The 24,310-nt window shown below is 63.3% G+C and carries 22 protein-coding genes and 2 tRNA genes; 15 read left to right on the top strand and 9 right to left on the bottom strand.

What is annotated here, in order from left to right; translation table 11 throughout:
- Positions 1-94 precede the first annotated feature (94 nt).
- Positions 95-2,719 (bottom strand): alanine--tRNA ligase, encoded by a 2,625-nt coding sequence (alaS, locus tag C2L65_RS04845; RefSeq protein ID WP_042307017.1) that lies wholly within the window; start codon positions 2,717-2,719, stop codon positions 95-97.
- Positions 2,720-3,043: 324 nt separating this feature from the next.
- On the opposite strand from alaS, the gene C2L65_RS04840 reads away from it, so the two are divergent.
- Complete coding sequence (locus tag C2L65_RS04840; RefSeq protein ID WP_042307015.1) at positions 3,044-4,264, top strand: CaiB/BaiF CoA transferase family protein; 1,221 nt, start codon at positions 3,044-3,046, stop codon at positions 4,262-4,264.
- Positions 4,265-4,500: 236 nt separating this feature from the next.
- Here the strand turns inward: C2L65_RS04840 and C2L65_RS04835 are convergent, their stop codons facing one another.
- Positions 4,501-5,052 (bottom strand): RBBP9/YdeN family alpha/beta hydrolase, encoded by a 552-nt coding sequence (locus C2L65_RS04835; protein ID WP_042307013.1) that lies wholly within the window; start codon positions 5,050-5,052, stop codon positions 4,501-4,503.
- A gap of 52 nt (positions 5,053-5,104) precedes the next feature.
- The gene (ggt, locus tag C2L65_RS04830; protein ID WP_042307011.1) at positions 5,105-6,931 is read right to left on the bottom strand and encodes a gamma-glutamyltransferase; all 1,827 of its coding nucleotides are present in this window, start codon (positions 6,929-6,931) and stop codon (positions 5,105-5,107) included.
- A gap of 509 nt (positions 6,932-7,440) precedes the next feature.
- Between ggt and C2L65_RS04825 the strand changes: the two genes are divergently transcribed.
- Positions 7,441-9,162: a glutamine--tRNA ligase/YqeY domain fusion protein gene (locus tag C2L65_RS04825; protein WP_042307009.1), complete on the top strand. Its 1,722-nt coding sequence runs from the start codon at positions 7,441-7,443 to the stop codon at positions 9,160-9,162.
- Positions 9,163-9,294: 132 nt separating this feature from the next.
- Positions 9,295-10,209: a transporter substrate-binding domain-containing protein gene (locus C2L65_RS04820; protein ID WP_007744029.1), complete on the top strand. Its 915-nt coding sequence runs from the start codon at positions 9,295-9,297 to the stop codon at positions 10,207-10,209.
- Positions 10,210-10,219: 10 nt separating this feature from the next.
- Here the strand turns inward: C2L65_RS04820 and C2L65_RS04815 are convergent, their stop codons facing one another.
- Positions 10,220-10,678, bottom strand: a complete 459-nt coding sequence (locus tag C2L65_RS04815) for an NUDIX hydrolase (RefSeq protein ID WP_042307007.1) — start codon at positions 10,676-10,678, stop codon at positions 10,220-10,222.
- On the bottom strand, positions 10,675-11,064 hold the full coding sequence (locus C2L65_RS04810; RefSeq protein WP_042307005.1) for a hypothetical protein: 390 nt from the start codon (positions 11,062-11,064) through the stop codon (positions 10,675-10,677). The genes C2L65_RS04815 and C2L65_RS04810 overlap by 4 nt, the downstream gene beginning before the upstream one ends.
- A gap of 271 nt (positions 11,065-11,335) precedes the next feature.
- Between C2L65_RS04810 and C2L65_RS04805 the strand changes: the two genes are divergently transcribed.
- Positions 11,336-11,566 carry a hypothetical protein gene (locus tag C2L65_RS04805; protein WP_042307002.1) on the top strand — a complete coding sequence of 77 codons (231 nt, stop codon included), beginning with the start codon at positions 11,336-11,338 and terminating at the stop codon, positions 11,564-11,566.
- Here the strand turns inward: C2L65_RS04805 and C2L65_RS04800 are convergent.
- Positions 11,545-12,951: a cytochrome-c peroxidase gene (locus tag C2L65_RS04800; protein WP_042307001.1), complete on the bottom strand. Its 1,407-nt coding sequence runs from the start codon at positions 12,949-12,951 to the stop codon at positions 11,545-11,547. The genes C2L65_RS04805 and C2L65_RS04800 overlap by 22 nt on opposite strands.
- Before the next feature lie 214 nt (positions 12,952-13,165).
- Here C2L65_RS04800 and C2L65_RS04795 point away from each other — a divergent pair, with 214 nt between their 5' ends.
- Both C2L65_RS04795 and C2L65_RS04790 read left to right on the top strand, forming a co-directional pair.
- The gene (locus tag C2L65_RS04795) at positions 13,166-14,743 is read left to right on the top strand and encodes an acid phosphatase (protein WP_042306997.1); all 1,578 of its coding nucleotides are present in this window, start codon (positions 13,166-13,168) and stop codon (positions 14,741-14,743) included.
- Between the two features lie 422 nt (positions 14,744-15,165).
- Positions 15,166-16,056, top strand: coding sequence for a class I SAM-dependent methyltransferase (locus C2L65_RS04790; RefSeq protein WP_042306995.1), 891 nt, complete (start codon positions 15,166-15,168; stop codon positions 16,054-16,056).
- Positions 16,057-16,094: 38 nt separating this feature from the next.
- Here C2L65_RS04790 and C2L65_RS04785 read toward each other — a convergent pair.
- Positions 16,095-16,169: transfer RNA gene (locus C2L65_RS04785), tRNA-Arg, on the bottom strand.
- A gap of 145 nt (positions 16,170-16,314) precedes the next feature.
- Positions 16,315-17,145: an undecaprenyl-diphosphate phosphatase gene (locus tag C2L65_RS04780; RefSeq protein ID WP_042306993.1), complete on the bottom strand. Its 831-nt coding sequence runs from the start codon at positions 17,143-17,145 to the stop codon at positions 16,315-16,317.
- A 567-nt stretch (positions 17,146-17,712) separates the two neighbouring features.
- Here C2L65_RS04780 and C2L65_RS04775 point away from each other — a divergent pair.
- The 5 genes from C2L65_RS04775 (at position 17,713) to C2L65_RS04755 (ending at position 22,338) form a co-directional block, all read left to right on the top strand.
- Complete coding sequence (locus C2L65_RS04775) at positions 17,713-18,630, top strand: aldose epimerase family protein (RefSeq protein WP_042306991.1); 918 nt, start codon at positions 17,713-17,715, stop codon at positions 18,628-18,630.
- 142 nt (positions 18,631-18,772) lie between these two features.
- Positions 18,773-19,486, top strand: coding sequence for a peptidoglycan DD-metalloendopeptidase family protein (locus tag C2L65_RS04770; protein ID WP_042306989.1), 714 nt, complete (start codon positions 18,773-18,775; stop codon positions 19,484-19,486).
- Positions 19,487-19,631: 145 nt separating this feature from the next.
- Positions 19,632-19,961, top strand: a complete 330-nt coding sequence (locus C2L65_RS04765) for a hypothetical protein (protein ID WP_042306986.1) — start codon at positions 19,632-19,634, stop codon at positions 19,959-19,961.
- A 680-nt stretch (positions 19,962-20,641) separates the two neighbouring features.
- On the top strand, positions 20,642-20,950 hold the full coding sequence (locus C2L65_RS04760) for a DUF2288 domain-containing protein (RefSeq protein WP_042306984.1): 309 nt from the start codon (positions 20,642-20,644) through the stop codon (positions 20,948-20,950).
- Complete coding sequence (locus C2L65_RS04755) at positions 20,947-22,338, top strand: MATE family efflux transporter (protein ID WP_042307049.1); 1,392 nt, start codon at positions 20,947-20,949, stop codon at positions 22,336-22,338. The genes C2L65_RS04760 and C2L65_RS04755 overlap by 4 nt, the downstream gene beginning before the upstream one ends.
- Positions 22,339-22,370: 32 nt before the next feature.
- On the opposite strand, the gene C2L65_RS46095 is transcribed toward C2L65_RS04755, so the two are convergent.
- Complete coding sequence (locus C2L65_RS46095; protein ID WP_167450340.1) at positions 22,371-22,544, bottom strand: YajG family lipoprotein; 174 nt, start codon at positions 22,542-22,544, stop codon at positions 22,371-22,373.
- A 166-nt stretch (positions 22,545-22,710) separates the two neighbouring features.
- On the opposite strand from C2L65_RS46095, the gene C2L65_RS46090 reads away from it, so the two are divergent.
- From C2L65_RS46090 to C2L65_RS04735, 4 genes are all read left to right on the top strand, one after another.
- A complete protein-coding gene (locus C2L65_RS46090; RefSeq protein WP_007744012.1) occupies positions 22,711-22,884 on the top strand; it encodes a hypothetical protein in 174 nt (57 codons plus the stop codon).
- A gap of 310 nt (positions 22,885-23,194) precedes the next feature.
- Positions 23,195-23,353, top strand: a complete 159-nt coding sequence (locus tag C2L65_RS04745) for a DUF3309 family protein (RefSeq protein WP_042306980.1) — start codon at positions 23,195-23,197, stop codon at positions 23,351-23,353.
- Positions 23,354-23,414: 61 nt separating this feature from the next.
- A tRNA-Pro gene (locus C2L65_RS04740) sits at positions 23,415-23,491 on the top strand.
- A gap of 220 nt (positions 23,492-23,711) precedes the next feature.
- The gene (locus tag C2L65_RS04735; RefSeq protein WP_042306979.1) at positions 23,712-24,170 is read left to right on the top strand and encodes a SixA phosphatase family protein; all 459 of its coding nucleotides are present in this window, start codon (positions 23,712-23,714) and stop codon (positions 24,168-24,170) included.
- Positions 24,171-24,310 lie beyond the last annotated feature (140 nt).

The raw sequence follows: 24,310 nt of genomic DNA, 5'->3' as shown, positions 1-24,310 counted from the left end.
ATGTTTGGCTAACCCAAACGCACAAAATCAAAAAGCCGCGAGTCTCATCGACTCACGGCTTTTTGTTGATGCGAATGCTACGTGACGCGCAGGCTTAGAGCTGCGCTTCGACCCAGCCCTTCACGCCAGCCAGCGCAGCCGGCAGATTGGCCGGCTCGGTACCGCCCGCCTGTGCCATATCCGGACGGCCGCCGCCCTTGCCGCCGACCTGCTGCGCGACGAAGTTGACCAGCTCGCCAGCCTTGACCTTCTTGCTCGCCTCGGCCGTGACGCCCGCGATCAGGCTGACCTTGCCGCCTTCGACGGACGCCAGCACGATCGCCGCGCTCTTGAGCTTGTCCTTGAGCTTGTCGACGGTTTCGCGCAGCGTCTTGACGTCCGCGCCTTCCAGCGTCGCCGCCAGCACCTGCACGCCGGCAACCTCGATGGCCTGGCCGGCCAGTTCATCGCCCTGGCTCGACGCGAGCTTCGACTTCAGCGCGCCCAGTTCCTTTTCCAGCGACTTCACCTGGTCCTGAACCATCGAGATACGCTGCGTCAGTTCCGACGGCTGCGCCTTCAGCGCCGCGGCCGCTGCATTGATGCGCGCGTCGAGTTCCTGCACGTAACGCACCGCGTTATCGCCCGTGATCGCTTCGACGCGACGGATGCCCGCCGCGACGCCGCCTTCCATCACGATCTTGAAGAAGCCGATGTCGCCCGTGCGATGCACGTGCGTGCCGCCGCACAGCTCGCGCGAGAAGCCCAGATCGAGCACACGCACTTCGTCTCCGTACTTCTCGCCGAACAGCGCCATGGCGCCGCCCTTCACCGCTTCGTCATACGGCATCACCTGCACGATGCCCGGCGCGTTCGCCAGCACTTCGGCATTGACGATGGCTTCGACGCGGCGGATTTCATCGTCCGTCATCGGCGCGTTGTGCGCGAAGTCGAAGCGGGTCTTGTCGGCGTCGACGAGCGACCCCTTCTGCTGCACGTGGCCACCGAGCACTTCACGCAGCGCCTTGTGCATCAGGTGGGTAGCCGAGTGGTTGCGGGCCGTGCGTGCGCGGCGGATCGCGTCGATCTCGGCCTTCACGACGTCGCCTACCTTCAGCGTGCCCTGCTCCAGCGTGCCGTGATGGCCCACGACGTCCGCCTGTACCTTCAGCGTATCGGCGACAGCGAAGCGCACGCTCGCGTTCGCCAGCACGCCCTGATCGCCGACCTGGCCGCCCGATTCCGCGTAGAACGGCGTGTGATCCAGCACGACGACAGCCTGCTGGCCCTTCGCCACTTCCTTGACGGACGCGCCGTCGACATACAGCGCCGTGACCTTCGCGTCGTCGAAAACGATCTCTTCGTAGCCGTGGAACGTGGTCTTCGCGCCCGTATATTCGAGGCCCTGCGCCATCTTGAACTTGCCGGCCGCGCGTGCCTGTTCGCGCTGACGGGCCATTGCTTCGTCGAATGCCGGCTCGTCGACCGTCACTTCGCGCTCGCGGCACACGTCCGCCGTCAGATCAAGCGGGAAGCCATAGGTGTCGTGCAGCTTGAACGCGACTTCGCCGTCGAGCGTCTTGCCGCCCTTCGATTCCAGATCGGCCAGCGCGCTTTCGAGGATCGACATGCCATGCTCGATGGTCTCGAAGAAACGCTCTTCTTCCTGGCGCAGCACGTCCGTGACGCGCTGTTCCGCGTCTTTCAGTTCGGGATACGCGTCGCCCATCTGCGCGACGAGATCGGCCACCATCTTGTGGAAGAACGAACCCTTGCGGCCCAGCTTGTAGCCGTGACGGATTGCGCGGCGCACGATACGGCGCAGCACGTAGCCGCGGCCTTCGTTGCCGGGAATCACGCCGTCGACGATCAGGAACGAGCACGCGCGGATGTGATCGGCGATCACCTTCAGCGAGTTGTTCGACAGATCTTCAACGCCTGTTTCACGCCCGGCTGCCTTGATCAGCGCCTGGAACAGGTCGATTTCGTAGTTGCTGTGTACGTGCTGCAGCACCGCGGCGATACGCTCCAGACCCATGCCCGTGTCCACGCACTGCTTGGGCAGCGGCGTCATGTTGCCCTGGGCGTCGCGGCTGAATTGCATGAAGACGAGATTCCAGATCTCGATGTAACGGTCGCCGTCTTCTTCAGGCGATCCCGGCGGGCCGCCCCACACGTCCGGGCCGTGGTCGTAGAAGATTTCCGAGCACGGACCGCACGGGCCGACGTCGGCCATCTGCCAGAAGTTGTCCGACGCGTACCGCGCGCCCTTGTTGTCGCCGATGCGGATAATGCGCTCGGCCGGCACGCCGACTTCCTTCTCCCAGATGTTGAAGGCTTCGTCGTCTTCCTGGTAGACGGTGACCCAGAGCTTTTCCTTCGGCAGGCCGTAGACGCCCGTCAGCAGTTCCCACGCGTAGTGGATCGCGTCACGCTTGAAATAGTCGCCGAACGAGAAGTTGCCGAGCATTTCGAAGAACGTGTGGTGGCGCGCCGTGTAGCCGACGTTTTCCAGGTCGTTGTGCTTGCCGCCCGCGCGCACGCTGCGCTGCGCCGTCGTGGCCCGCGAATACGGCCGCGACTCGGCGCCGAGAAACACATCTTTGAACTGCACCATGCCCGAATTGGTGAAGAGCAGCGTCGGGTCGTTGCCGGGCACGAGGCTCGACGAACGGACGATCGTATGGCCCTTCGATTCGAAGAACTTGAGGAATTTCTCGCGGATTTCGGCGGCTTTCATAGCGTGCTTTGGGGACGGTCCTGGCTTGAGCCGACGGCTGCGGAAGACTGACCGGCCGTCGCAATAGATTGTTTCCTGAACGGTCGATTATACGGGATCGGCGCTGTCGCGCGACGCCGTGGCGCGGGCTGTGCGCGGCATTGGCCATCCGGCCAGTTTCGCCTCCCAAAAACGCCGAAAGCGCGGGCAGTCATTCGTCCTATGCCGTCAGGCTGAGTAGGTCGGGCGCGGCCGATCGCTTAAGATGCACCACATCGATTCAATCGGGCAGCGCCCTGCGGCGCGCGGTCTATCACATTGAACACATGGAGACGTAGACAGAACATGGGCGCACTCAGTCATATTCGCGTGCTGGACCTTACCCGCGTGCTTGCCGGTCCGTGGTGCGCGCAGACGCTAGCCGATTTCGGCGCCGACGTGATCAAGGTCGAGCGGCCGGGCGCCGGCGACGACACGCGCCACTGGGGTCCGCCGTACCTGAAGACGCCAGAGGGCGCGGACACGCGCGAAGCCGCCTATTACCTCGCGGCGAACCGCAACAAGCGCTCGGTGACCGTCGATATCGCCACGCCCGAAGGACAGCAGATCGTCCGCGAGCTGGCTGCGCAAAGCGACGTCGTGCTGGAGAACTACAAGGTCGGCCAGTTGAAGAAGTACGGGCTCGACTATGAGTCGCTGAAGGCCGTGAAGGCTGACATCGTCTATTGCTCGGTGACGGGCTTCGGGCAAACGGGGCCGTATGCGCAGCGCGCGGGGTATGACTTCATCGTGCAGGGCATCGGCGGCTTCATGAGCATCACGGGCGAGCGCGACGGCCAGCCGGGCGGCGGCCCGCAGAAAGCGGGCGTGGCGATCGCGGACCTGATGACGGGCATGTACTCGAGCGTCGCCGTGCTGACGGCGCTCGCGCACCGCGACCGCACGGGCGAAGGCCAGTACATCGACATGGCGCTGCTCGACGTGCAGGTCGCGATGCTCGCCAACATGAACTCGAACTTCCTCGCGAGCGGCAAGCCGCCGGCGCGTTGGGGCAACGCGCATCCGAACATCGTTCCTTATCAGACGTTTCAGACGAGCGACAGCTGGATCATTGTCGCGGTGGGCAACGACGGACAGTTCCGCAAGTTCGTCGAAGCCGGCAAGCGCGCGGATCTGGCCGACGACGACCGCTTCGCGACCAATCCCGAGCGCGTGCGAAATCGCGAGACGCTCGTGCCGATCCTCGCTGAGATGGTCCGTACGCGCAGCAAGCACGAATGGATCGATGCGCTCGAAGCGGCGGGCGTGCCCTGCGGCCCGATCAACGACCTGGAAGAGGTGTTCGAGAATGAGCAGGTGGTCGCGCGTGGCATGGAGGTTCAATTGCCGCATCCGTCGGGTGGGACCGTGAAGCTGGTGCGTAATCCCATCCGCATGAGCGCGACGCCGCCCGAGGCACAGGCGCATCCGCCGACGCTCGGCGAGCATACGGAAGCGGTCCTGCGCGATGTGCTCGGATACGACGATGTGCGCATCGACGCGCTGCGGGGCCGGTCGGTGATCTGACGTGAGGCCGGAAGGTGGCGTGCTTCGGTTGGCTTGCTGCGATTGTTTGCTTCGGTTGGCGGGCCGCAGTTGACATCCTGCCGTCGGCGCACTGCAGTTGAAGGCGTTCCAGCGAACGGCGGCTCCGGCACACGCCGGCTCCAGCATGCGGCGGCAGAACCACGCGCGCAGCGCGGCGCGTGCCTGTCGTCCGCCACCCTACCCTAAGTGCCTGAATCGCGCCGCCCCGCCGCCACTCACGCCATCGAACCCAGCCAGCGCTGCCCTTCGTCCCAGTCTCCGAGGCCGCTGTCGGCATTGATATGGCCGCGCGGGCCGATGTTCTCCCAACGGCTGCCCCATGCCGTCGCGCAGGCCTGCGAGAACGGCACGCCGCCGTACGGATCGTCGGTGCTCGCGACGACGATCGACGGGAATGGCAACTTGCTCATCGGCACGGCGTCGAAGCCGGCCGCATCGGCGGGAAATCCGGGGCCGGCCGGATCGGGCACCGCGACGAGCAGCGCGCCCGCGACTTTCGCCAGCGCATCCTGCGAAGCATGCCGCGCCGCCCAGGACGCGACCGTCAGGCAGCCTAGGCTATGCGCGGCAAACACAACAGGCGCTTTCACAGCGGCGACAGCAGCGTCGAGCGTGTCGCACCACTCGTCGCAAACGGGATGATCCCAATCCCGCATCGGCACGCGCGAGAAGTTCGAATAACGCGCTTCCCAGCGGGTCTGCCAATGCCCGACGCCCGAGTTCATGTAACCCGGCAATACGATCACGCTTTGCTGCTCCAACACCATGCTGTTCCCCGTTTGTTTTCAGTGGTCGAAGTGCGGCATCGCGCCGCCAGCGCTATTGAATCACACGCCCCACGCCAACGCCGCGCGGATCGGCAGCCGGTTGCGGCGTCGCGCCGTCGATCCGGATCATCTGCACGTCGCCGTTGAACGTCTGGCCCTGCAGCGTGTAGCCGCGCGCCGTCAACTGCTCGGCCAGCTCGCCGTCGATGGGATGATACGGCTCGAAGTAGATCGTCTTCTGCGGCAGCAACTGATGGTGAAAGCGCATCGCGGCGAGCGCTTCGGCGGGCGGCATGTTGAAGTCGTACAGGTTCGTCATCACCTGGAAGATCGACGTGAAAATGCGCGAGCCGCCCGGCGTGCCGATCACGAGCGACACCTTGCCGTCCTTCGTCAGGATGGTCGGCGCCATCGACGACAAAGGCCGGCGCCCCGGCGCTATCGTGTTGACGTCGCCGCTCATCACGCCGGACTGGTTCGGCACGCCCGCTTTCATCTCGAAGTCGTCCATCGCGTCGTTCAGCACGAACCCGCCGCCGTCGACGACCACACCCGAGCCGAACGGCCCGTTCAGCGTGTACGTGTTCGACACCGCGTTGCCCCACTTGTCGACCACCGAGAAGTGCGTCGTCTGGGCCTTTTCCGGCATCGAGTCGCCGAGGCCCGGCTTGACGGGTGAGGCGCCCGGCACTTCGTCGGGCGTGATGTCCTCGACACGCTTCGCGAGGTAGGCGTCGTCGATCAGCTTGTCGACGGGCACGCGGTACGAGTCGGGATCGCCCATGTACTGCTGGCGGTCAGCGAACACGCGGTCCTCGATCTGCGCGACCAGATGAATATACGGCTCGGAATTGAGCGCCACGCCGTCGAACTGCGGCTTCAGGTCCGCCTTCATCTTCAGCAACTGGATCAATCCGATGCCGCCCGAGCTGGGCGGCGGCGCCGTGATGATCTGATAGCCGTTCCAGCTGGCCGTCACGGGCTGTCGCCACACGGCCTTGTACTGCAGCAGATCCGCTTTCGTAAGCAGGCCGTGCCCGTACATCTGGCGCGCGATCAGATCGGCCGTCTGCCCTTCGTAGAACTCGCGGCCGCCGTCCGATGCGATCCGCGTCAAGGTCTGCGCAAGTTCGGGCTGGCGGAACGTGTTGCCCGCTTTCAGGTTCGCGAAGTACGCATCGAAATTAGTCTTGCCGCCGAAGCTCTGCGATGCGCCGTCGCGGCGCTTCTGCAGCCACGGTTCGACGGGGAAGCCGTCCGTCGCGTACTTGATGGCGGGCGCGAGCACCTGTTTCCATTTGAGCTTGCCGAAGCGCTTCTGCGCTTCCCACATGCCGTCGACGGTGCCCGGCACGGCCACCGCGCGATGTCCGACGAGGCTCATGCCCTTGATCACGTTGCCCTTGTCGTCGAGATACATGTCGCGCGTCGCGCTCTGCGGCGCTTTCTCGCGGTAGTCAAGAAAGTACGGCTTGCCGTCCATGACCAGGGTCATGAACCCGCCGCCGCCGATGTTGCCCGCATCCGGGTACGTGACGGCGAGCGTGAAGGCGATCGCGACGGCTGCGTCGACGGCATTGCCGCCCGCCGCGAAAATCTGCTGCGCGGCGTCGGCGGCGTAGCGGTCGGGCGTCGCGACGGCCGACGCGTCGAGCACGGGCTTCTGCTGGGCCGTCTTCGCGTCGACAGCGGGCGACGCAACCAGGCTCGCGAGCAGTGCGCCCGTCAGCGCGAGCGTCGTGGTGAAGCGCGCAAACGTGCCTCGAGCAATGACGCGACCAGCACTGGAACAGCAATCGGCGTAAGCGCCCGCATGGGATTCGACATGCATGTCGGCGCCGGAAAGCGCGCGCGGCGCGCGCAACATCGGAAGGGACATCCGAGGAACTCCGGGATAGATGGACCTGCCCGCGCGTGTGCAGCGGCATGGGGCGGCCGGCTCGCGGCAAGGACAGGTCGCGTGAAGCGGCGGGACGGGCATCGGATGCCCGAGCCCACGACAGAATAACGGAAACGCAGCGCCTGCCGAAAAACGGCGAGACGGGCACAGCCGACAACGAAAGCGCCCCTCAGAGGCGCGGGACAAGGCTCATGCTCGCCGCGAAGCGCAACGGCAAAGCCCACCATCACCCGCGATGGCGCGGGCCGGCGCAAGGCCGGCGTGGGGCATGGCGCGCGACGCATGCTAAGCGTCCGCACCATACCGAGCCAACGCAATTTACCTCCTGTTACAGCGCCGATTGCGCCCCGGAAACGCATCGATTTCCGCTGTTTTCGGCTGCGCGCCGCATCGCGCAAGCCTAAAGACTGTCGCCGAATGTGTCGTCAGGTAGAATTGACAGACTAACGGACGCATATAGTGTCCAGGACCGACTTTCTCCTTCTCGCATGAACAACGATCGCAAAGACGCCGAGCGCAACGAAGCGCCCGTTTCCAATTTCATCCGCAACATCATCGACGACGACAACCGCTCCGGAAAGTGGGGGCAGCGGGTGGAAACGCGCTTCCCGCCGGAACCGAACGGCTATCTGCATATCGGCCACGCGAAGAGCATCTGCCTGAACTTCGGCATCGCGCAAAACTACGGTGGCGTCTGTCACCTGCGCTTCGACGACACGAACCCGGAAAAGGAAAGCTTCGAATACGTCGACTCGATCGTCGACGCGGTGAAGTGGCTCGGCTTCGAGTGGAACGCCGAAAGCAAGGAGCACCTCTACTTCGCAAGCGACTACTACGACAAACTCTATGAGTTCGCCGAGCTGCTGATCACGCGCGGCAAGGCGTATGTCGACAGTCAAACGGCGGAGGAAATGCGCGCGAACCGCGGCTCCGCGACGGAAGTCGGCACGCCGTCGCCGTTCCGCGAGCGCAGCGTCGAAGAGAACCTCGACCTGTTCCGCCGCATGAAGGCTGGCGAGTTCAAGGAAGGCGAGCATGTGCTGCGCGCGAAGATCGACATGTCGTCGCCGAACTTCAACATGCGCGACCCGGTGATCTACCGCATCCGCTTCGCCCACCATTACCGGACGGGCGACACGTGGTGCGTGTATCCGATGTACGACTACACGCACTGCATCTCGGACGCGCTCGAAAACATCACGCATTCGCTGTGTACGCTCGAGTTCGAAGACCACCGGCCGCTGTACGACTGGATTCTCGACGAACTCGCCGAGGCCGGCATCTTCACGCGCCCGCTGCCGCAGCAGATCGAGTTTTCGCGCCTGAACCTCACGTACGCGATCACCAGCAAGCGCAAGCTGCTGCAACTGGTGAACGAAAACCACGTGGACGGCTGGGACGATCCGCGCATGCCGACCATCGTCGGCGTGCGCCGCCGCGGTTTTACGCCGGACAGCATCAAACTGTTCTGCGAGCGTATCGGCATCACGAAGGTCGATTCGTGGATCGACATGAGCGTGTTCGAAGGCGCGCTGCGCGACGATCTCGACGACAAGGCGCCGCGCGCGACCTGCGTGCTCGATCCGCTGAAGCTCGTCATCGACAACTATCCCGAAGATCAGACGGAAGCATGCAGCGCACCTGTCCATCCGCATCACCCCGATCGCGGCGTGCGCACGTTCCCGTTTTCGCGTGAATTGTGGATCGAGCGCGAAGACTTCATGGAAAGCGCGCCGAAGGGCTATTTCCGCCTGTTCCCGGGCAACAAGGTGCGTCTGAAGTACGGCTACGTCGTGGAATGCACGGGCTTCGACAAGGACGAGAACGGCAAGGTCACGGCTGTCCACTGCAACTACTTCGAAGACAGCCGCTCCGGCACGGAAGGCGCGAACAACTACAAGGTGAAAGGCACGATCCACTGGATCAGCGCGACCCAGGCGGTGCCCGTCGAAGTGCGCGTCTACGATCGCCTCTTCAAGGAAGCGCAGCCCGACGCTGGCGGCCGCGATTTCCTCGAGGCGCTCAATCCGGATTCGAAGCGCATCATGCACGCCTACGTCGAGCCTGGGCTGGGCGAAGTCGAGCCCGAAGCGCGCTATCAGTTCGAGCGTCACGGCTACTTCGTCGCTGACCGGTATGACACGAAACCGGGCAAACCCGTATTCAACCGGATCGTCAGTCTGCGCGACAGTTGGGGAAAGCCGGCGTAAGCTGATTGTCTGGTTGAGTCATCGCGGCATGCGGCGCATTCTGCGCGCATGCCGCCGTGTCCCGCGACGGACATCGCCAGGCGACAGCGCGACGATGCAGCCGGAGTGATTGCTGCCGGCTCAGGGGGAACGATGAAGGTTGCAATCAAATACAAGCTGGTGGCTATCGCGGCCGCGGCACTGGCGGCGCTTATGTCGCTGACTGCGCCCGCCCATGCCGAAGAGCTGACGGGTACGCTCAAGAAAGTTCACGACGACGGCTTGATTACGCTCGGCGTGCGCGAAGCGTCGATCCCCTTCTCCTATTCCACCGGCGACCAGACGGTCGGCTATTCGCAATCGATCGCGCTCGCCATCGTCGAAGAAATCAGGAAGACGCTCGCGATGCCGAACCTCAAGGTTCGCGAAGTCACGATCACGTCGGCGAACCGCTTCCTGATGCTGGTCAACAACCAGATCGATCTGGAATGCGGCTCGACCACGCATACGCGCGAGCGCGAAAATGTCGCCGCGTTTTCGAACAGTTTCTTCCAGTACGCGGTGCGGATGATCGCGCGCAAGAACGCCGGCATCAACGACTTCGCGGACCTCGCCGGCAAGCCCGTCGTCACGACGGCGGGCACGTCGGACGAACGGCTCGTGCGGCAGCTGAACAGCGAGAAGCAGTTGAATATGCGTATTGCGAGCGCGAAGGACCACTCCGATGCGTTTGCAGCCGTGAAGGCGGACCGCGCGGTCGCGTTCGTGATGGACGAACCGATTCTGTACGGTTTTCGCGCCACCGACCCGCGCCCCGACGACTTCATCGTGACGGGCACGCCGCTCGGCTACGAGACCTATGCGTGCATGTTCCGCAAGGGGGACGCGCCGTTTCGCGAGCTGGTGAACCGTGTGATCACGAAGATGCAGACATCGGGCGAGGCCGAGCGCCTGTACAACGTCTGGTTTACGCAGCCGATTCCCCCGCATGGGATCAATCTGAACTACCCGCTGTCGGCGGAAATGCGCACGATGTTCGCGCATCCGAACGACAAGGCGCTCGATTGAAAAGCGTGCTTTACGCAGTGTCCAGCGCGCGGTGCAGGTCGGCGAGTGATAACGTCGTCTGAAAGAGCCGCGTGAGGCTGCGGCTCGCGTAATGCTCGACGTCATCGGGCGCGGCCCAGCGGAATGCGTCCATCTCGGGAATCATCGTGCCGTCGGAGCGGCGCGGAAACATCGACGTACATGTGCAGCGCGTGAGATCGAGCTCGTCGGCCCGGGCGCGCGCGGCGAACAGATGCAGATCCTTGTCCCGCCGATACACGAACAGGCCAAGGTCTTTCAGCCGCGCCGCGTCCACGGCGATACCCGTTTCCTCTTCCATCTCGCGCAGCGCCGTCACATGCGGCGCTTCGCCTTCCTCGCCCTGCCCTTTGGGAATATCCCAGTGGCTGGTTTCCGTCGCGTGCGCGAGCAACACCCGCCCATCCGGGTCGAGCAACACGACGCCGCAAGAGATCGTGCGCGCGCTCAATTCTTCTTCTGCATCACCCAGTTGCCCGTGCCCTGACGGCAGAACTGCGGGTTCAGATTCATCGACTGGCCTTTGGCGCTCAACACGACGTGTATCTGACGGCATGTCCGGTCGCCCGCTTTCGACGTGGCATCGGGCGTCAGTTGCGCCTCGATCCTCGTGCTGTTGCGCAGCCCCTCGTTGTTCCAGGTGGAGGACTCGCCGTCCTGCTTCTTGTCGAGCGCCTCGAACGCGGCCTTTCTGAGCGAATCGTTGTCGGCCTGCTTCATGTACGCGATCGGCGTGTCGTTCAGGAAGTTGAGATTGGCGGCATGCGCGCCGATTGCGCCAGCGAGCAACAGCCCGCCCACTGAGAGTTGAAACGCGGCTCGGGTTCGCATCGACATGAAGTTCTCCGCAGAAGTCGGGTTCGGGCAAACGTGGCGCGGCCATCTAGCGGCCCGCGATCTGGACCTCAAAAGCATAGCACGCCACCTAGATGCACAGCTCGCGAGGCCACCATCTTTGAGATAACGCCGCCGTGTTTGAGGCCCACCGGAAGCCAGCCTAGGAGAATTTTAGGATACGTCCCATAGTCCCTCAGGCACGCGATCCATAACATGAGTCGAATCAAATTCACCCGCACTTTAAGCGCTTTGCGCGTTGCGACTCTTGCTCATGGACCTCTCGTTCGCTCTCCAGTTTTTCGCCGCGATGCTGACACTGATCTGCGTCGTTCTTGGCACGATCGTCATGCGCGTCGATCCCGCGCCGATGCCGACCATCGTGCGCATTCACGGCCTGCGCCGCAGCCGGTGGCCGTGCGCGCTGACGCGAGCGGGCCTCGTGTGTGTGCTCGCGTCCTTCCTGCTGTTGATCGCCGGCTGTTATTTGCTGCTGACGATGTGAGCGTCAGCATGTTGCTGAGGCGCTTCCGGCTGATATCCGTCCGTCAGCGTCTTAAGAAACGCGACCACATCCTTGATCTCTGATTCATCCAGCGCAGGCTTGTCGCCCGGCTTGCGATCGAACGGTGGATCGGTATTCAGATTCGCCCAATACTTCTTCGGCAAATCGTCGAACTTCTGCACTTTCCCCTTTACGACCGGATAAAACTTTTCCGGATTCGTATCGCGCTCCGCATAGAAGCGGACGACCTCTTCGAGCGAGTGATAAATCCCGTTGTGGAAGAACGTCTTGCGCAGCGCGACGTTGCGCAGCGTCGGCGTACGGAAAATTCCGCAATACTCGTCCTGGCCCTTCAGATCCGTCCGTTCCGGGCCGCACGCGCCCAGATCGTAGAAATGCGGATCGTGGTTCACGGCCAGCGTGCGATTGCGCGGCACGCCAAGCGCGATCAGACCGAAGTCCGAGAACGCGGGCGCCGAGCCGTCGAGCGCGCGCTGGCTGATGTGGCAGCTCGCGCAGTTGCCCTTGGTCTCGTCGTTGAAGAGCTGCAGGCCGTGCAGTTCGGCCTTCGTCAGTTGCGCCTTGCCCGCGAGGAAGGCGTCGTACTTGCTCGTGTATGGGTAGAACAGTTCCGGCGTCTCCTCGAACACTTCGAGCGCCTGGAGCACGGCCTTGAACGTCGCGTCGTCGCTATCGAACACGCGCTCGCCGAACGCGTCGCGGAACTGGTTCGCGTACGGCGCGGCCTTCACGGCCGCCGCCACTTTTTGCGGCGTGCTGCCCATCTCGAACGACGACGTCAGCGGCATGCGCGCCTGATCGTGCGCGCTGTTCACGCGGCCGTCCCACATCAGGCCGCCCGTCGGACCTGCATCGACGCTCTCGTCGCCCTCGTCGTCCGAATCGTGATAGTGCTCGGTGAAGGACGGCACCTTCTGCAGATACTTGATGTCGGGGGCGGCGCGCATGCCTTGCTGGCGCATGTCCTGACCGCCCAGTTGCACGGAGAGCGCGTTCGGCGGTCCGAAGGCGTGCTGCGGGCTGTGGCACGACGCACAGGCGAGCTTGCCCGAGCCCGACAGCGACGGATCGAAGAAAAGCTGCTTGCCGACGGCCGTCATCTTCTTGACGGACTCGTACACCTGGGCACGCGTCTGACCGCCAGCGGGGATCGCCGCTGCGCCATCGGCGGACACCTTTTGCATCTGCGCGCCGCTCATTGCCGGATGCACCGATTGCGCCGCCGTTGCCGCATGAGCGCCACCGCCTTGCGCGCTACCGGCATCGCAAGCCGACAGCATCACCGAAACCGAAACACCCAGCGCGCCGAGCCATCCCGCGCGCCACGCCTGTCTTGTCCGAAGCCCCGCCACATCGCGCCACATATCTTTCTTACCTGCTCGTTGATCGACTGCGCGAGGTTATTTCACCGACATGTCGCCTAAATGACATATACCCGACGACACATCAAAAACCACAAGCCAATCAGAAACTCGATGTAAGAAATTAATCGTTCTGTCAAAAAGCCTTGCGACACTCTCGCCGCCGGTCATCCCAATGCGGATTCACCGCCGGTCCCCAACGCGAGAGAGATAAATCATGAACAAGAAACTGATCTGCGCGACGCCTATTGCGATCGCCGCAGCGATCGGGCTGTACGCATGTGGTGGCAACTCGAATTCGAAGCCGACGTTGTCTTCCGTGAAGAACGTCGTGGTCATCTACGCGGAAAACCGCAGCTTCGACAACCTTTACGGCAACTTCCCGGGCGCCAACGGCCTGCAGAACGTGACGGCGACGAGCGCGCGCCAGCTCGACCGCGACGGCTCCGTGCTTGCGACGCTGCCGCCCGTCTGGAAAGGCCTTACGGCTGCGGGCGTGACGCCCGTCATCACGCAGGCGATGACGGTCAATCTGCCGAACTCGCCGTTCGCCATCGACGATCCGGCTGGCTTCAACGCGCCGCTCAGCGCGACGACGCGCGACCTGTATCACCGCTTCTACGAGAACCAGATGCAGATCCACGGCGGCAAGAACGACATGTTCGCCGCGTGGGCCGATTCGGGCGGTCTCGTGATGGGCCACTACACGCCGAACGCCGACAAGTTGCCGCTCTATAAGCTCGCACAGCAATTCACGCTGGCCGACAATTTCTTCATGGGCGCGTTCGGCGGCTCGTTCCTGAACCATCAGTGGCTGGTCTGCGCGTGTACGCCGTTCTATGCGAACGCCGACACGAGCGTCGCGAAGACGTCGATCTCCGCGGTCGAGCCGGACGGTGTGTCGCTGACGCTCAAGTCGACTTCGGCGGCATCGGCGCTGACCGACGTGCCGACCTTCGTCAACTCGGGCAACCTCACGCCCGACTTCTACGCCATCAACACGATGCAGCCGCCGTATCAGCCGAGCGGCAACAAGCCGGCTACCGGCGGCGACGCAAATCTCGCCGATCCGACGGTCGCAACGACGCTGCCGGCGCAGACGAACCAGCACATCGGCGACCTGCTCAACAACGCGGGCGTGACGTGGGCGTGGTACGGCGGCGCTTGGAGCAATGCGATCTCGGCGGTGCAGAACAACACGGCGAACGTGATCTACGGCGCGAACCTCAGCTCGCCGAACTTCCAGCCGCACCACCAGCCGTTCAACTACTTCGCGGACCTCGCGCCGGGCACCGACAACCGCGCCAAGCACCTGCTCGACGGCGGCCTGAACGGCTCGGAGTTCATCAAGGCGATCGACGCCGGCGCGCTGCCGCAAGTCGCGTTCTACAAGCCGCAGGGCAACCTGAACGAGCACGCGGGTTATACGGATGTGGCGCAGGGCGACCAGCACATCGCGGATGTGATCTCGCATCTGCAGAAGAGCCCGCAGTGGAACAACATGGTCGTCGTCATCACGTACGACGAGAACGGCGGCTTCTGGGATCACGTCGCGCCGCCGAAGGGCGACCGCTGGGGCCCGGGTACGCGGATTCCCGCGATCATCGTGTCGCCGTACGCGAAGAAGGGTTTCGTCGATCATACGCAGTACGACACGACGTCGATCTTGCGATTCATCACGCACCGCTTCAATCTGCCGAACCTGCCGGGCCTGACGGCGCGTGACAGCGCGCTCGTCGCGAACGGCGGCCAGGCGATGGGCGATCTGACGAACGCACTCGACATCAACAAGTAAGCACGCAGCAACGCAGGCAGGCGGGCCCGTCGCCCGTCATCGACAAAGCACGGGCAAGCAACAGTCGCGCATTTCTCCACGTTCGATGCGCAACGCTTCAGGGCAGCTTCGGCTGCCCTTTTTTATGGGCGTGCGATGCGGTGAGGAAGGGAGAAAGATGGAGACCGTGCGCACATGCGCGCAGGCTGACTGGGTGGCCCAGAACGGACCCGAAGCGGACGCTCTGCACCGTTGTCTGCGCGTCAGCAGGCAGAAAAATCTAACACCGTCGTACCGATACTTCGTCAAATCGGCACGCGCCAGCGCCCCACTCCGCCCGTCTGGGGTGCAACGCATGTCGTCATGCTCAAGTACAGGTTCTGGAAAAAACCCACGTCCTCAGTTACCGGTTAATATCTTCCCGAAAATTACAAGGAGCGTATATGAGCGATCCGAGTTTGACGTACGTGGGAGACAAACGAAAACAAAAACTGTTGTCAGGGCTAGATATCAGAAACAGCACGGGCCTCGAAATCGGCGCTTTGTGTCGGCCGTTCGTGAGCCGGACGGACGGCAATGTGATTTATGTGGATCACGCGACGACCGATGCACTTAAAGTCAAATATGCAGCCGACCCAAATGTAGTGGTCGACAAGCTCGTTGACGTCGATGCCGTATGGGGTGAATGCACGCTGTCGGAGTCGATATCAGGTCGAACGGTAGACTACATTGTTGCATCGCACGTAATCGAACACGTTCCAGATCTGGTTACCTGGCTTCAGGAACTGAAATCCGTGTTGAAGGACAACGGACAGGTCCGGCTCGTGGTCCCGGACAAACGATTCACGTTCGATTACCTGCGAGCAGAGTCTCGTCTTTCTGATGTGTTGGACGCATTCGTACGGCGAGCGCGAGTCCCCCAGCCACATTCGATCATTGATTTTGCCTTGGGGGCTTCGGAGGTTAACTGCGCCGAGGCATGGAAGAAGGTCATCCCTGAGGAACAGCTGCGCCGCCATTTTACGTTTTCGGATGCGTTGGGCCTCTCGCGCGACGTAATCGCTAATGGGACATACCACGATGTCCATTGCTGGACTTTTACGCCTCAGTCATTCGCGCGCATCATGCGCGAGCTGGTACAGCATGACCTGATCAATTTTTCGTGCCAACACTTTCAAGATACCGAACCGGATACGCTTGAGTTCTTCGTTGGCCTCAAACTCTTTGATGGTCGAGATGCTGCCGTGAACAGCTGGCGAGAGATGGAATCGCGCGCGAGCGATGCTGTGCCCGGGAAACCGTTCTGGAAGATCAGGCGCGCGCTGGGCTTGTAGCGCACCTACCAGCAAAGTCTTGACGATAAGCGGATGAATGGCCCCCCCACGAGGAATCGAACCTCGATTTCAGGTTTAGAAGACCCGTGTTCTATCCGTTGAACTATGGGGAGGCGAAACCGGAATTTTAACCTGGCTGGACCTGACCGAGACTGGTGTCAGGCGCCGGTGTAAGCACGCCACACATGCCGTGGCGCTCAAACAGAAAGGCCCGGCAGCAACGCCGGGCCCGCGATTATAACCGATCGAACCGCGCGATCAGGCCGGCTGCGGATGCGTCATGAACCAGCCGAGAAACACCACGCCCGCGATCACGCAATACACGCCGAACGACGCAAGACGGCCTCGTCCTTCGAAATAGCGCATCAGGAAACGCACGCTCAGGTACGCGGCGATCGCCGTCAGCACGCCGCCCAGCAGCGCATCGGCGAGTTGGCCCGGCGCGTGGAAGAGCTTCGGCAGTTCGAGGATGCCCGCCGCAAAGATGATCGGCGTGCCGAGCAGGAACGAGAATTCGGCGGCCTTCTCGGAGGTCAGGCCCGCGCCGTTGCCCGCGATCATCGTCAGGCCGCTGCGCGAGAAACCGGGAATCAGCGCGCCGATCTGCGCGAGGCCGACCAGAAACGCCTGCTTGAACGTCAGCTTCTCCGGCGCGCGATGCACGCGCGCGCGCTGCAGCCGGTCGCCGAGCCACAGCAGGATGCCGTTGACGATCAGCGCAATCGCGACGATACGCAGATCGTGGAACACGCGTTCGAGGCGCTTTTCGAGCACGAGACCCACCAGACCGGCCGGAATCGTCCCGATGATGAGCGCCCACATCATATGGCCATCGTCATTGCGGCGGCCCGACAGCGACGCGAAAAAGCCGCCTATGAGCGCAATCCAGCGCGTACGGAAGTACCACAGCAGCGCGAACGCGGTGCCCAGATGCAGCGCGACGAGGAACGGCAGCAGTTGCGGTGCATGCTTGTCGATATGCATGCCGAAGAGAGCGGGAACGAGCAGCGTGTGACCAAGACTGCTCACCGGAAACAGTTCCGTGACGCCCTGCAGCACGCTCAAAAAGATCAAAAACGACAGGCTCACGCGTCGGTCCTTTTGAAAAGTGGGGAGGATGGACAGCTTGCCGGAGCACGACGTCCGGCATCTGAAGGCGGGTCGATTATGCCTGGGCGACCGGGGTGCGCCAAGGACAAAAATTCGCTTTTAACAGAATCTTGCCGCGTTGCAACAAGATCGAAAGGCTGATTACGGCGATGAAAGCAAAAAGGCCCGCCTGGAAGGCGGGCCTGCGTGCGGAGGCTGCGTGGACCGTCGGTACGTGCCGACGGCTCAACGTGGATTCTCGTCGCCCCGTGTCAGCGTGTAAATTTATAAAAGAAATAAATCGTACTGCCCGTAAACATGCCGAACAGTGCCACGCTCATTGCCATTGCGAGATCCATCGCCCCTCCTGAAAACCGAGTGATCGGATCCGGCCGGAGCCGGTCTTCGTACACATTATTGATTGCGCCGACTGTGCGCCAACACCCGCAATTTCCCGAGAAGGGTTTCCCCGTAGCACAAAGGGGCGCAAAATCGGCGTCGCTGCGCTTTTCGCGCCACAATCGTGCATGCCCGATCCCTTCCTAACCGCTTTCTATCGTCATTGCCATGCCTCAATTCCAGCAACAGGACATCATCGAGATCGCACGCGACGGCTCCTTGCTGCGCGTCGCGCCGCAGGCGGGCGGCCGCCTGCTGTCGTGGGACATCGACGGTCAGTCGGTGATCTTCTGGCCCGAGCACGCGGACTGGAGCCAGCCCGCGCGCGTGCGCGGCGGCAATCCCCTGCTGTTTCCGTTTCTCGGCCGCCATTTCGTCGACGGCCAGATCGGCCGCTGGAAGGACGCGCAAGGCACCGTGCGCGATCTGCCCATGCACGGCTTCGCGCGCGACCTGCCGTTCGAGGCCACGGTCGACGAAGCTGCACGCTCGATCAGCATGACGCTGACTGACAGCGACGCGACGCGCACCGGCTATCCGTTCAGCTTCCGTTTCGAGGCGAAGTACACGCTCGTCGACGCGCACACGCTCGACGTCGACTTCATCACGACCAATACGGGCACGGCGGGCAGCGAGCCGCTGCCGTACTACGCGGGCCATCATTTCTACTTCACGCTGCCGCACGCGGAACGCGGCGAGACGGTGCTCGAACTGCCGCGCACGGTGCGCCGCCATCAACTGCCGGACGGCGCGATCAGCGAGGGCGAAGCGGGCAAGCCGGACTATCGTCTGGACGATCCGGGGATCCTGGATCGCTTCCACTGCCTCGACGGCGCGCCGGATCACCTCGTGCGGATGGTCGCGCTCGGCCTGAACCGCAGCATCACGATTGATCTGCAGCGACCCAACTCGGTGCCGTGGTACGCCGTCACGACGTGGACCGAAACGCCTGAATCGGACTTCTTCTGCGTCGAGCCGTGGCTGGGTCTGCCCGATGCGATCCACAACGGCCTGGGCCTGCGCTGGCTCGAAGCGGGCGACACCGAAACAGCGTCGCTGCGCATTATCGTCGGCACGCTGCCCTGAGCGCCGCGCATCGCGCGCGGCACGATTGTCGCGCGGCGCCTCAACCCGAAAACGGGTGCTGCATTGCAAAACCGTTAGAATCTGGCGTTTTGCATCTGCCACGTGATCGGGATCGGCGCGCGGCAGCGTCTTGCGAGGTCCAATGTTGACTACAAAAATCAGACGGCTCGTCTGCGCGGCCATGGTCGCAGCACTGGCCGCATGCGGCTCGGCACCCGTGGGTCCGGGCTACTATCGCGTCGAACGGGGCGACACGCTGTACAAGATCGCGCGCAGCAATCGCACGTCGGTCGAGAGCCTGACGCGCTGGAACAAACTGTCGAACCCCGATTCGCTCGAGGTCGGCCAGGTGTTGCGCGTCGCGCCGCCACCCGGCACGGCGACGGCCAGCACGGGCTCGGCGCGCGGCAGCACCTCAGGCAGCGCGTCGGCGAGCGCCTCGTCTGCGTCGCGCAGTGCCGCCGCGGATACGCCTGCGGCGCCCGCGTCGTCGATCTCGCTAATCTGGCCGGCGACGGGCAACGTGGTGCGCGGCTTCGACGGCAACAATTCAAAGGGCATCGATATCGCCAACGCTGCGGGCACGCCCGTGTTCGCAGCGGCGGGCGGCACCGTCGTCTATGCGAGCAACGGCCTGCGCGGCTACGGCAATCTGCTGATCATCAAGCACAACGCCGACTATCTGACCGCGTACGCGCACAATCGCTCGCTGCTCGTGAAGGAAGGCGAGACAGTGCAGCAGGGCCAGAAGATCGCCGAGATGGGCGACTCCGACAATGACCGCGTGATGCTGCATTTCGAGCTGCGTTACGCCGGCCGTTCGATCGATCCGGCGCGCTCGCTCCCGCCGCGCTGAGGCGCTGTCCCGCCGCATCGCGACAGGAACCCGCGGGAACCCGATGGGCCGTGTACGGCTCCATCACAGAGGCAGGCGGGCACGCTCCGTGCCCCGTCTGTCGACACCGCGTTCATCCGCGCAACGACACACAGAGGACACTCCGATGAAAAACGCCCTTGCGGCAGTCCGTGCGATGGCGACGAGCCTCGCGATCGCCTCTCTGGCGAGCCTTGCAGGCTGCGCCAGTTCCGGTTCGACGACGCTCACCTATCTGCCCAACGGCGAAACGGGCTTCGCGATCAACTGCAGCGGCAGCGATGCGAGCCAGAACTGGGGCGAATGCTACAAGCGCGCGGGCGAGGCATGTGGCGCCTATGGCTACGACGTAGTTTCGAAAGATGTCGATACGGGCGGCACGGCAGGCGGCACGCTTGGCGGCGTGCTCGGCGCCAACGTGAAAAACCGCTCGATGGTGATCCGCTGCAAGCAGTAGCCGGCACTCGCGCGTCGTTTGATTTTTATTGCGTGAGGACAAAAAAAATGCCCGGCACGAGGCCGGGCAAACGGGGGTTCGGCGCATATCGGCAAAGGACCGGTTCACCATGCGCCGAGACGAAATCTAGCAACGCCCCCTATACCCACGCAATCGATTAATTGTGCAAATAGTGTGACTCGGCGCACGGTTTCAAGACGAACTGAATGGCGCACCCGTCAATTTGCAAGCCGAATCAACGCGCCATTTCGCATTCAATACGCGGCCGGCCCAATAGCGCACTGCCCCGAAACCCATGTCTGACGGGCGTTTCGGAAGATCGCGAAAGGATTGTGCGTGAATTGTTCTGCACTGCGATATTCGTCGATTTCACGCATTTCGCTTCGCTTCCCGCAATAGCGGGACTTGGTGCGCCAACGCACCCTTCCGTTGCGATTCCTGCCGTGAATTCCTCAGATTTAACGAATTAGCCAACTTCCGTTTAACGTATTCATATGCGGGCGGATACGGCGATTAAAGCGCGTGACGTGAAGGCATTTAGCGGCGTATTCGCACCGCAAGGCATAGGCGAGCGAAGTCGCGAGGTGTCGCCTATGGTTTGGTTTATAGTTACGCCCGCCCGTGCCGGCGCACGCCGCCGCACGCCCCCACGCACGAATGCCATGCTGCCTGCTAACACCATGACCTCCCCCGACACCCCACAAAGCCCGCTCTACGAGAAACTGCTCGGTGAAACCGCGAAGATCGGATGGACGGAACTCGAACGCTTCTTTGCGCGCGGCATGCTGCTGCGCGTCGCGCGTGATCTCGATCTGGTGAGCGTCGCCGAAGCGATCGCCAACGACGATACGCCGCAGGTCACGCAATGGCTGTCAGCGGGACTGGTCGAGCGCGTGCAGGCGGAAACGGCTGCCGACTTCGCCGCGCGTGACCCCGAACTATGGGCCGTCGTCGTGTCGCCGTGGGTCTGCGTGCAGGAACGCGGTTGAACGATCGCGCCGACGATAGCGTCGCGTCAGACCCACCGCACGTGCCCGCCGATGCCGTGCCCACGCGCTGGCATCGGCGCGTGCTGACGCTCGCGTTCCCCATCGTCCTCGCCAACCTGACGCAGCCGATACTCGGCGCCGTCGACACCGCCGTCGCCGGGCATCTCGACAGCGCGTCGTATCTCGGCGGCGTGGCGCTTGGCGGCCTGTTCTTCAACTTCGTGTTCTGGGGCTTCGGCTTTCTGCGCATGGGCACGACAGGGCTCGTCGCGCAGTCGTTCGGCGCGAACGATCAGGCCGGCCTGCGTATGAACATCGTGCGCGCGATGCTGCTCGCGTTTGCGATCGGCGCTGTCATCCTGGCACTGCAGGTTCCGTTGATCGATTTCGCGGTGCGCGCGATCGGCGGCAGCGACGACGTTCAGCGGCACGCGCGCGCCTACTGTCACGCGCGTATCTGGGCCGCGCCGCTCGCGCTCGGCAACTATGTCGTACTGGGCTGGCTACTTGGTACGCAACGCGTGCGCGTCGCGCTTGCCACCCAAGTGTTCATCAACACGGCGAACATCATCGCCGTGCTGCTGTATGTGTATGCGTTCGACTGGGGCGTGGCGGGCATCGGCGCCGCCACGGCTACGGCCGATGCGCTTGGCTTTGTGTTCGGCGCCGTGCTGCTCTGGCAGATGCGTCCGCGCGGGCTGCCCGCGCTCGAGCGCGCCGCGCTGTTCGATCCCGTCGCCCTCAGGCGCATGGTGACCATCAACCGCGACATCTTCGTGCGGACCATGTGCCTGCTAGGCGCGTTCGGCTGGTTCGCGCATCTCGGCGCGAAACAGGGCGACGCGACGCTGGCCGCGAACGCGCTGCTCCTCAACTTCCAGACCTTCATGGGCTATGGGCTCGACGGCTTCGCGCATGCGGCTGAAGCGCTCGTCGGCGCGGCCATCGGCGCGCGCAACCGCGATGCGTTCCGCCAGGCCGTCAAGGTGACGCTGCTGTGGTCGGCGCTCGGCGCGCTGGCGTTCTCGCTCGTCTACTGGACGGCGGGCGCGTGGATCATCGAGCGGCTCACCGATCAGGCCGTGGTGCGGGCAGCGGCGGAAGCCTTTCTGCCGTGGACCGTGCTGTCGCCAATCGTATCCGTGTGGGGCTTTCTGCTCGATGGCGTGTTCATCGGCGCGACGCGCACGCGCGATCTGATGACATCGATGGTCGTGTCGCTCGGCGTGTTTCTGGCGGCTTCGTGGGCGCTCGCCGGCACGCACGGCAATCACGGACTGTGGGCGGCGCTGATGATCTTCATGGCCGCGCGCGGCCTCACGCTGCTTCGCCTGTTACCGCGTCTTGCGCGCGATGTCGGGTCTGAGTTGTCGGCGAGCCGCGCGTAGGTGCGTGTCGAAGAGCGCGCCCAGCCGTACGCTTATTTTGGCGCGTCGGGCGCGTCGATCATCGAAGGCGGACGGGTGTCGGTCGGCACGCCGTGGTAGTCCGCCGGGTCTTTCGGTGGCACGTGATGGTGAACGCTCGGATCGTCGGCACACGCCGACAGGGCGAACAGCGAAAACAGCGATGCGGACAGCAGGAAGCGCTTCATAAACTTTTCGGACAAGGTGTGAGCATCGACGGATGACGTCGCGGGCCACGAGTCTAACCGCAAAGCGCAATGCGCGCCGCCGAACCTGGATATCCACCGCATTGCGCGATCTTGCAGCGCCTGTTCTACTATGTACACAGGGTCGTTTTCGTCGAAGGAGGCCGCCATGGATGCCGAATCGATCGCAGGTCTGGTTGGACTCGCCATAGGGTTGCTGGTGCTTGTCGTGCTGTCGGTGTTCGAGTCGCGCACCTATCGGCGCGAGCATCATGGCGAAGGCATGATGCATCACTGGCTTGCCGAGCATCACGTCCTGGACAGAATGCGCCGCAGACACTGAAGCCGGATGCGCCGCGCCTGCGGCGCTATCCTTTGACCGCCTGAATTTTCGTCCGACTCGCGCGCCGCTTTTGGTCTCGACGCGCGACGTCTTCATTTGCGCGTCCGGATTCCCGGGCCCGCGCTCTCTCCTGCCCCGTTTCCCTGCGCCGCACCGCCGCCTCATATCAGGCACATGGCTTGCTGATCTGTAAGGCATAGAACGCGCATTCCGCGCGCTCGACACTCCGGCCGCCAGCGCGCGCACGGTCGCTGGCTGTACGCGCCTACGCGGTCTCCATTTGTGGCCCGGCCATATAAGGAGAGATAACATGACCCTCGGAACCATTCTGCTGATCGTGGTGATCCTGCTTTTGATCGGCGCCCTTCCAAGCTGGCCGTACAGCCGCGAATGGGGCTATCGCCCGACCGGGCTGGTCGGCATTGTGCTGATCGTGGTGATTGTGCTGCTGCTGATGGGTCAGTTATGACTTTTGTGACGCGAGGGTTTGACTTGTCGACCTCAATGCAGATAGAATCGCTGGCTCGCGTCGGAGCGTAGCGCAGCCTGGTAGCGCATCTGATTTGGGATCAGAGGGTCGTAGGTTCGAATCCTATCGCTCCGACCACCAACATGCCGTAAAGAAACCCGCGACACTTTTCCTGGTGTCGCGGGTTTTTGCTTTGGGTGTTGCTTTTTGCCCCGCCGATTTCACGCGAATATCCTGCGAGCGCCGCCTACACTCCCGAAACACGCGCGCATTCATTAAAACCAAAGCAGCAGAACTCGCCCCGCGCTGTCCATACTTGTCGAAACCCACCCGCCGACAGAAAAACGGAGACACCGCCATGAACCTGATCCTCTGGCGTCACGCTGAGGCCGAAGACACCGCTTCGACCGATCTCGCCCGCCAACTGACGCCGCGCGGCCGCAAGCAGGCGCAGGCGTCCGCCAAATGGCTGCGCGCGCGTCTTCCCGACGACGCCGTGATCCTAGCCAGCCCCGCCGCGCGCACCGTGCAGACGGCCGAATCGCTGACGGACCAATATCGCGTCGTCCGCGAGATTGCACCGGACGCGAGCGTCGACGCCGTTCTTACGGCCGCCGGCTGGCCCGACGGCATTGCGCCGACGGTCGTGATCGTAGGCCATCAGCCGACGCTCGGCCATGTCATCGCGCGTCTGCTCGCCGATAGCGGCGCGAGCTGGTCGGTCAAGAAATCGGCGGTATGGTGGATCGAGAGCCGCTTGCGCAGCAACGGCGAACAGGCCACGTTGCGCGCAGCGATCAGCCCCGATCTCATCTGATCTACGCCGCATCGCGGGGCAAGGCGAAGCAAGGATTGCAGGCGCTGCGAAAGCGTCTGGCTTACGACACGTCATCGAATCGTCACGACGTTGCCACGTGAGCGTCACCCGCCGTTACTACATTGGCGTCGAAGCGAATT

Origin of the sequence: Paraburkholderia terrae (assembly GCF_002902925.1) — a bacterium.
Classification (GTDB): Bacteria; Pseudomonadota; Gammaproteobacteria; order Burkholderiales; family Burkholderiaceae; genus Paraburkholderia; species Paraburkholderia terrae.
The sequence above is the reverse complement of the archived record's forward strand: the minus strand, read 5'-3'. Positions and strand labels throughout refer to the sequence as shown.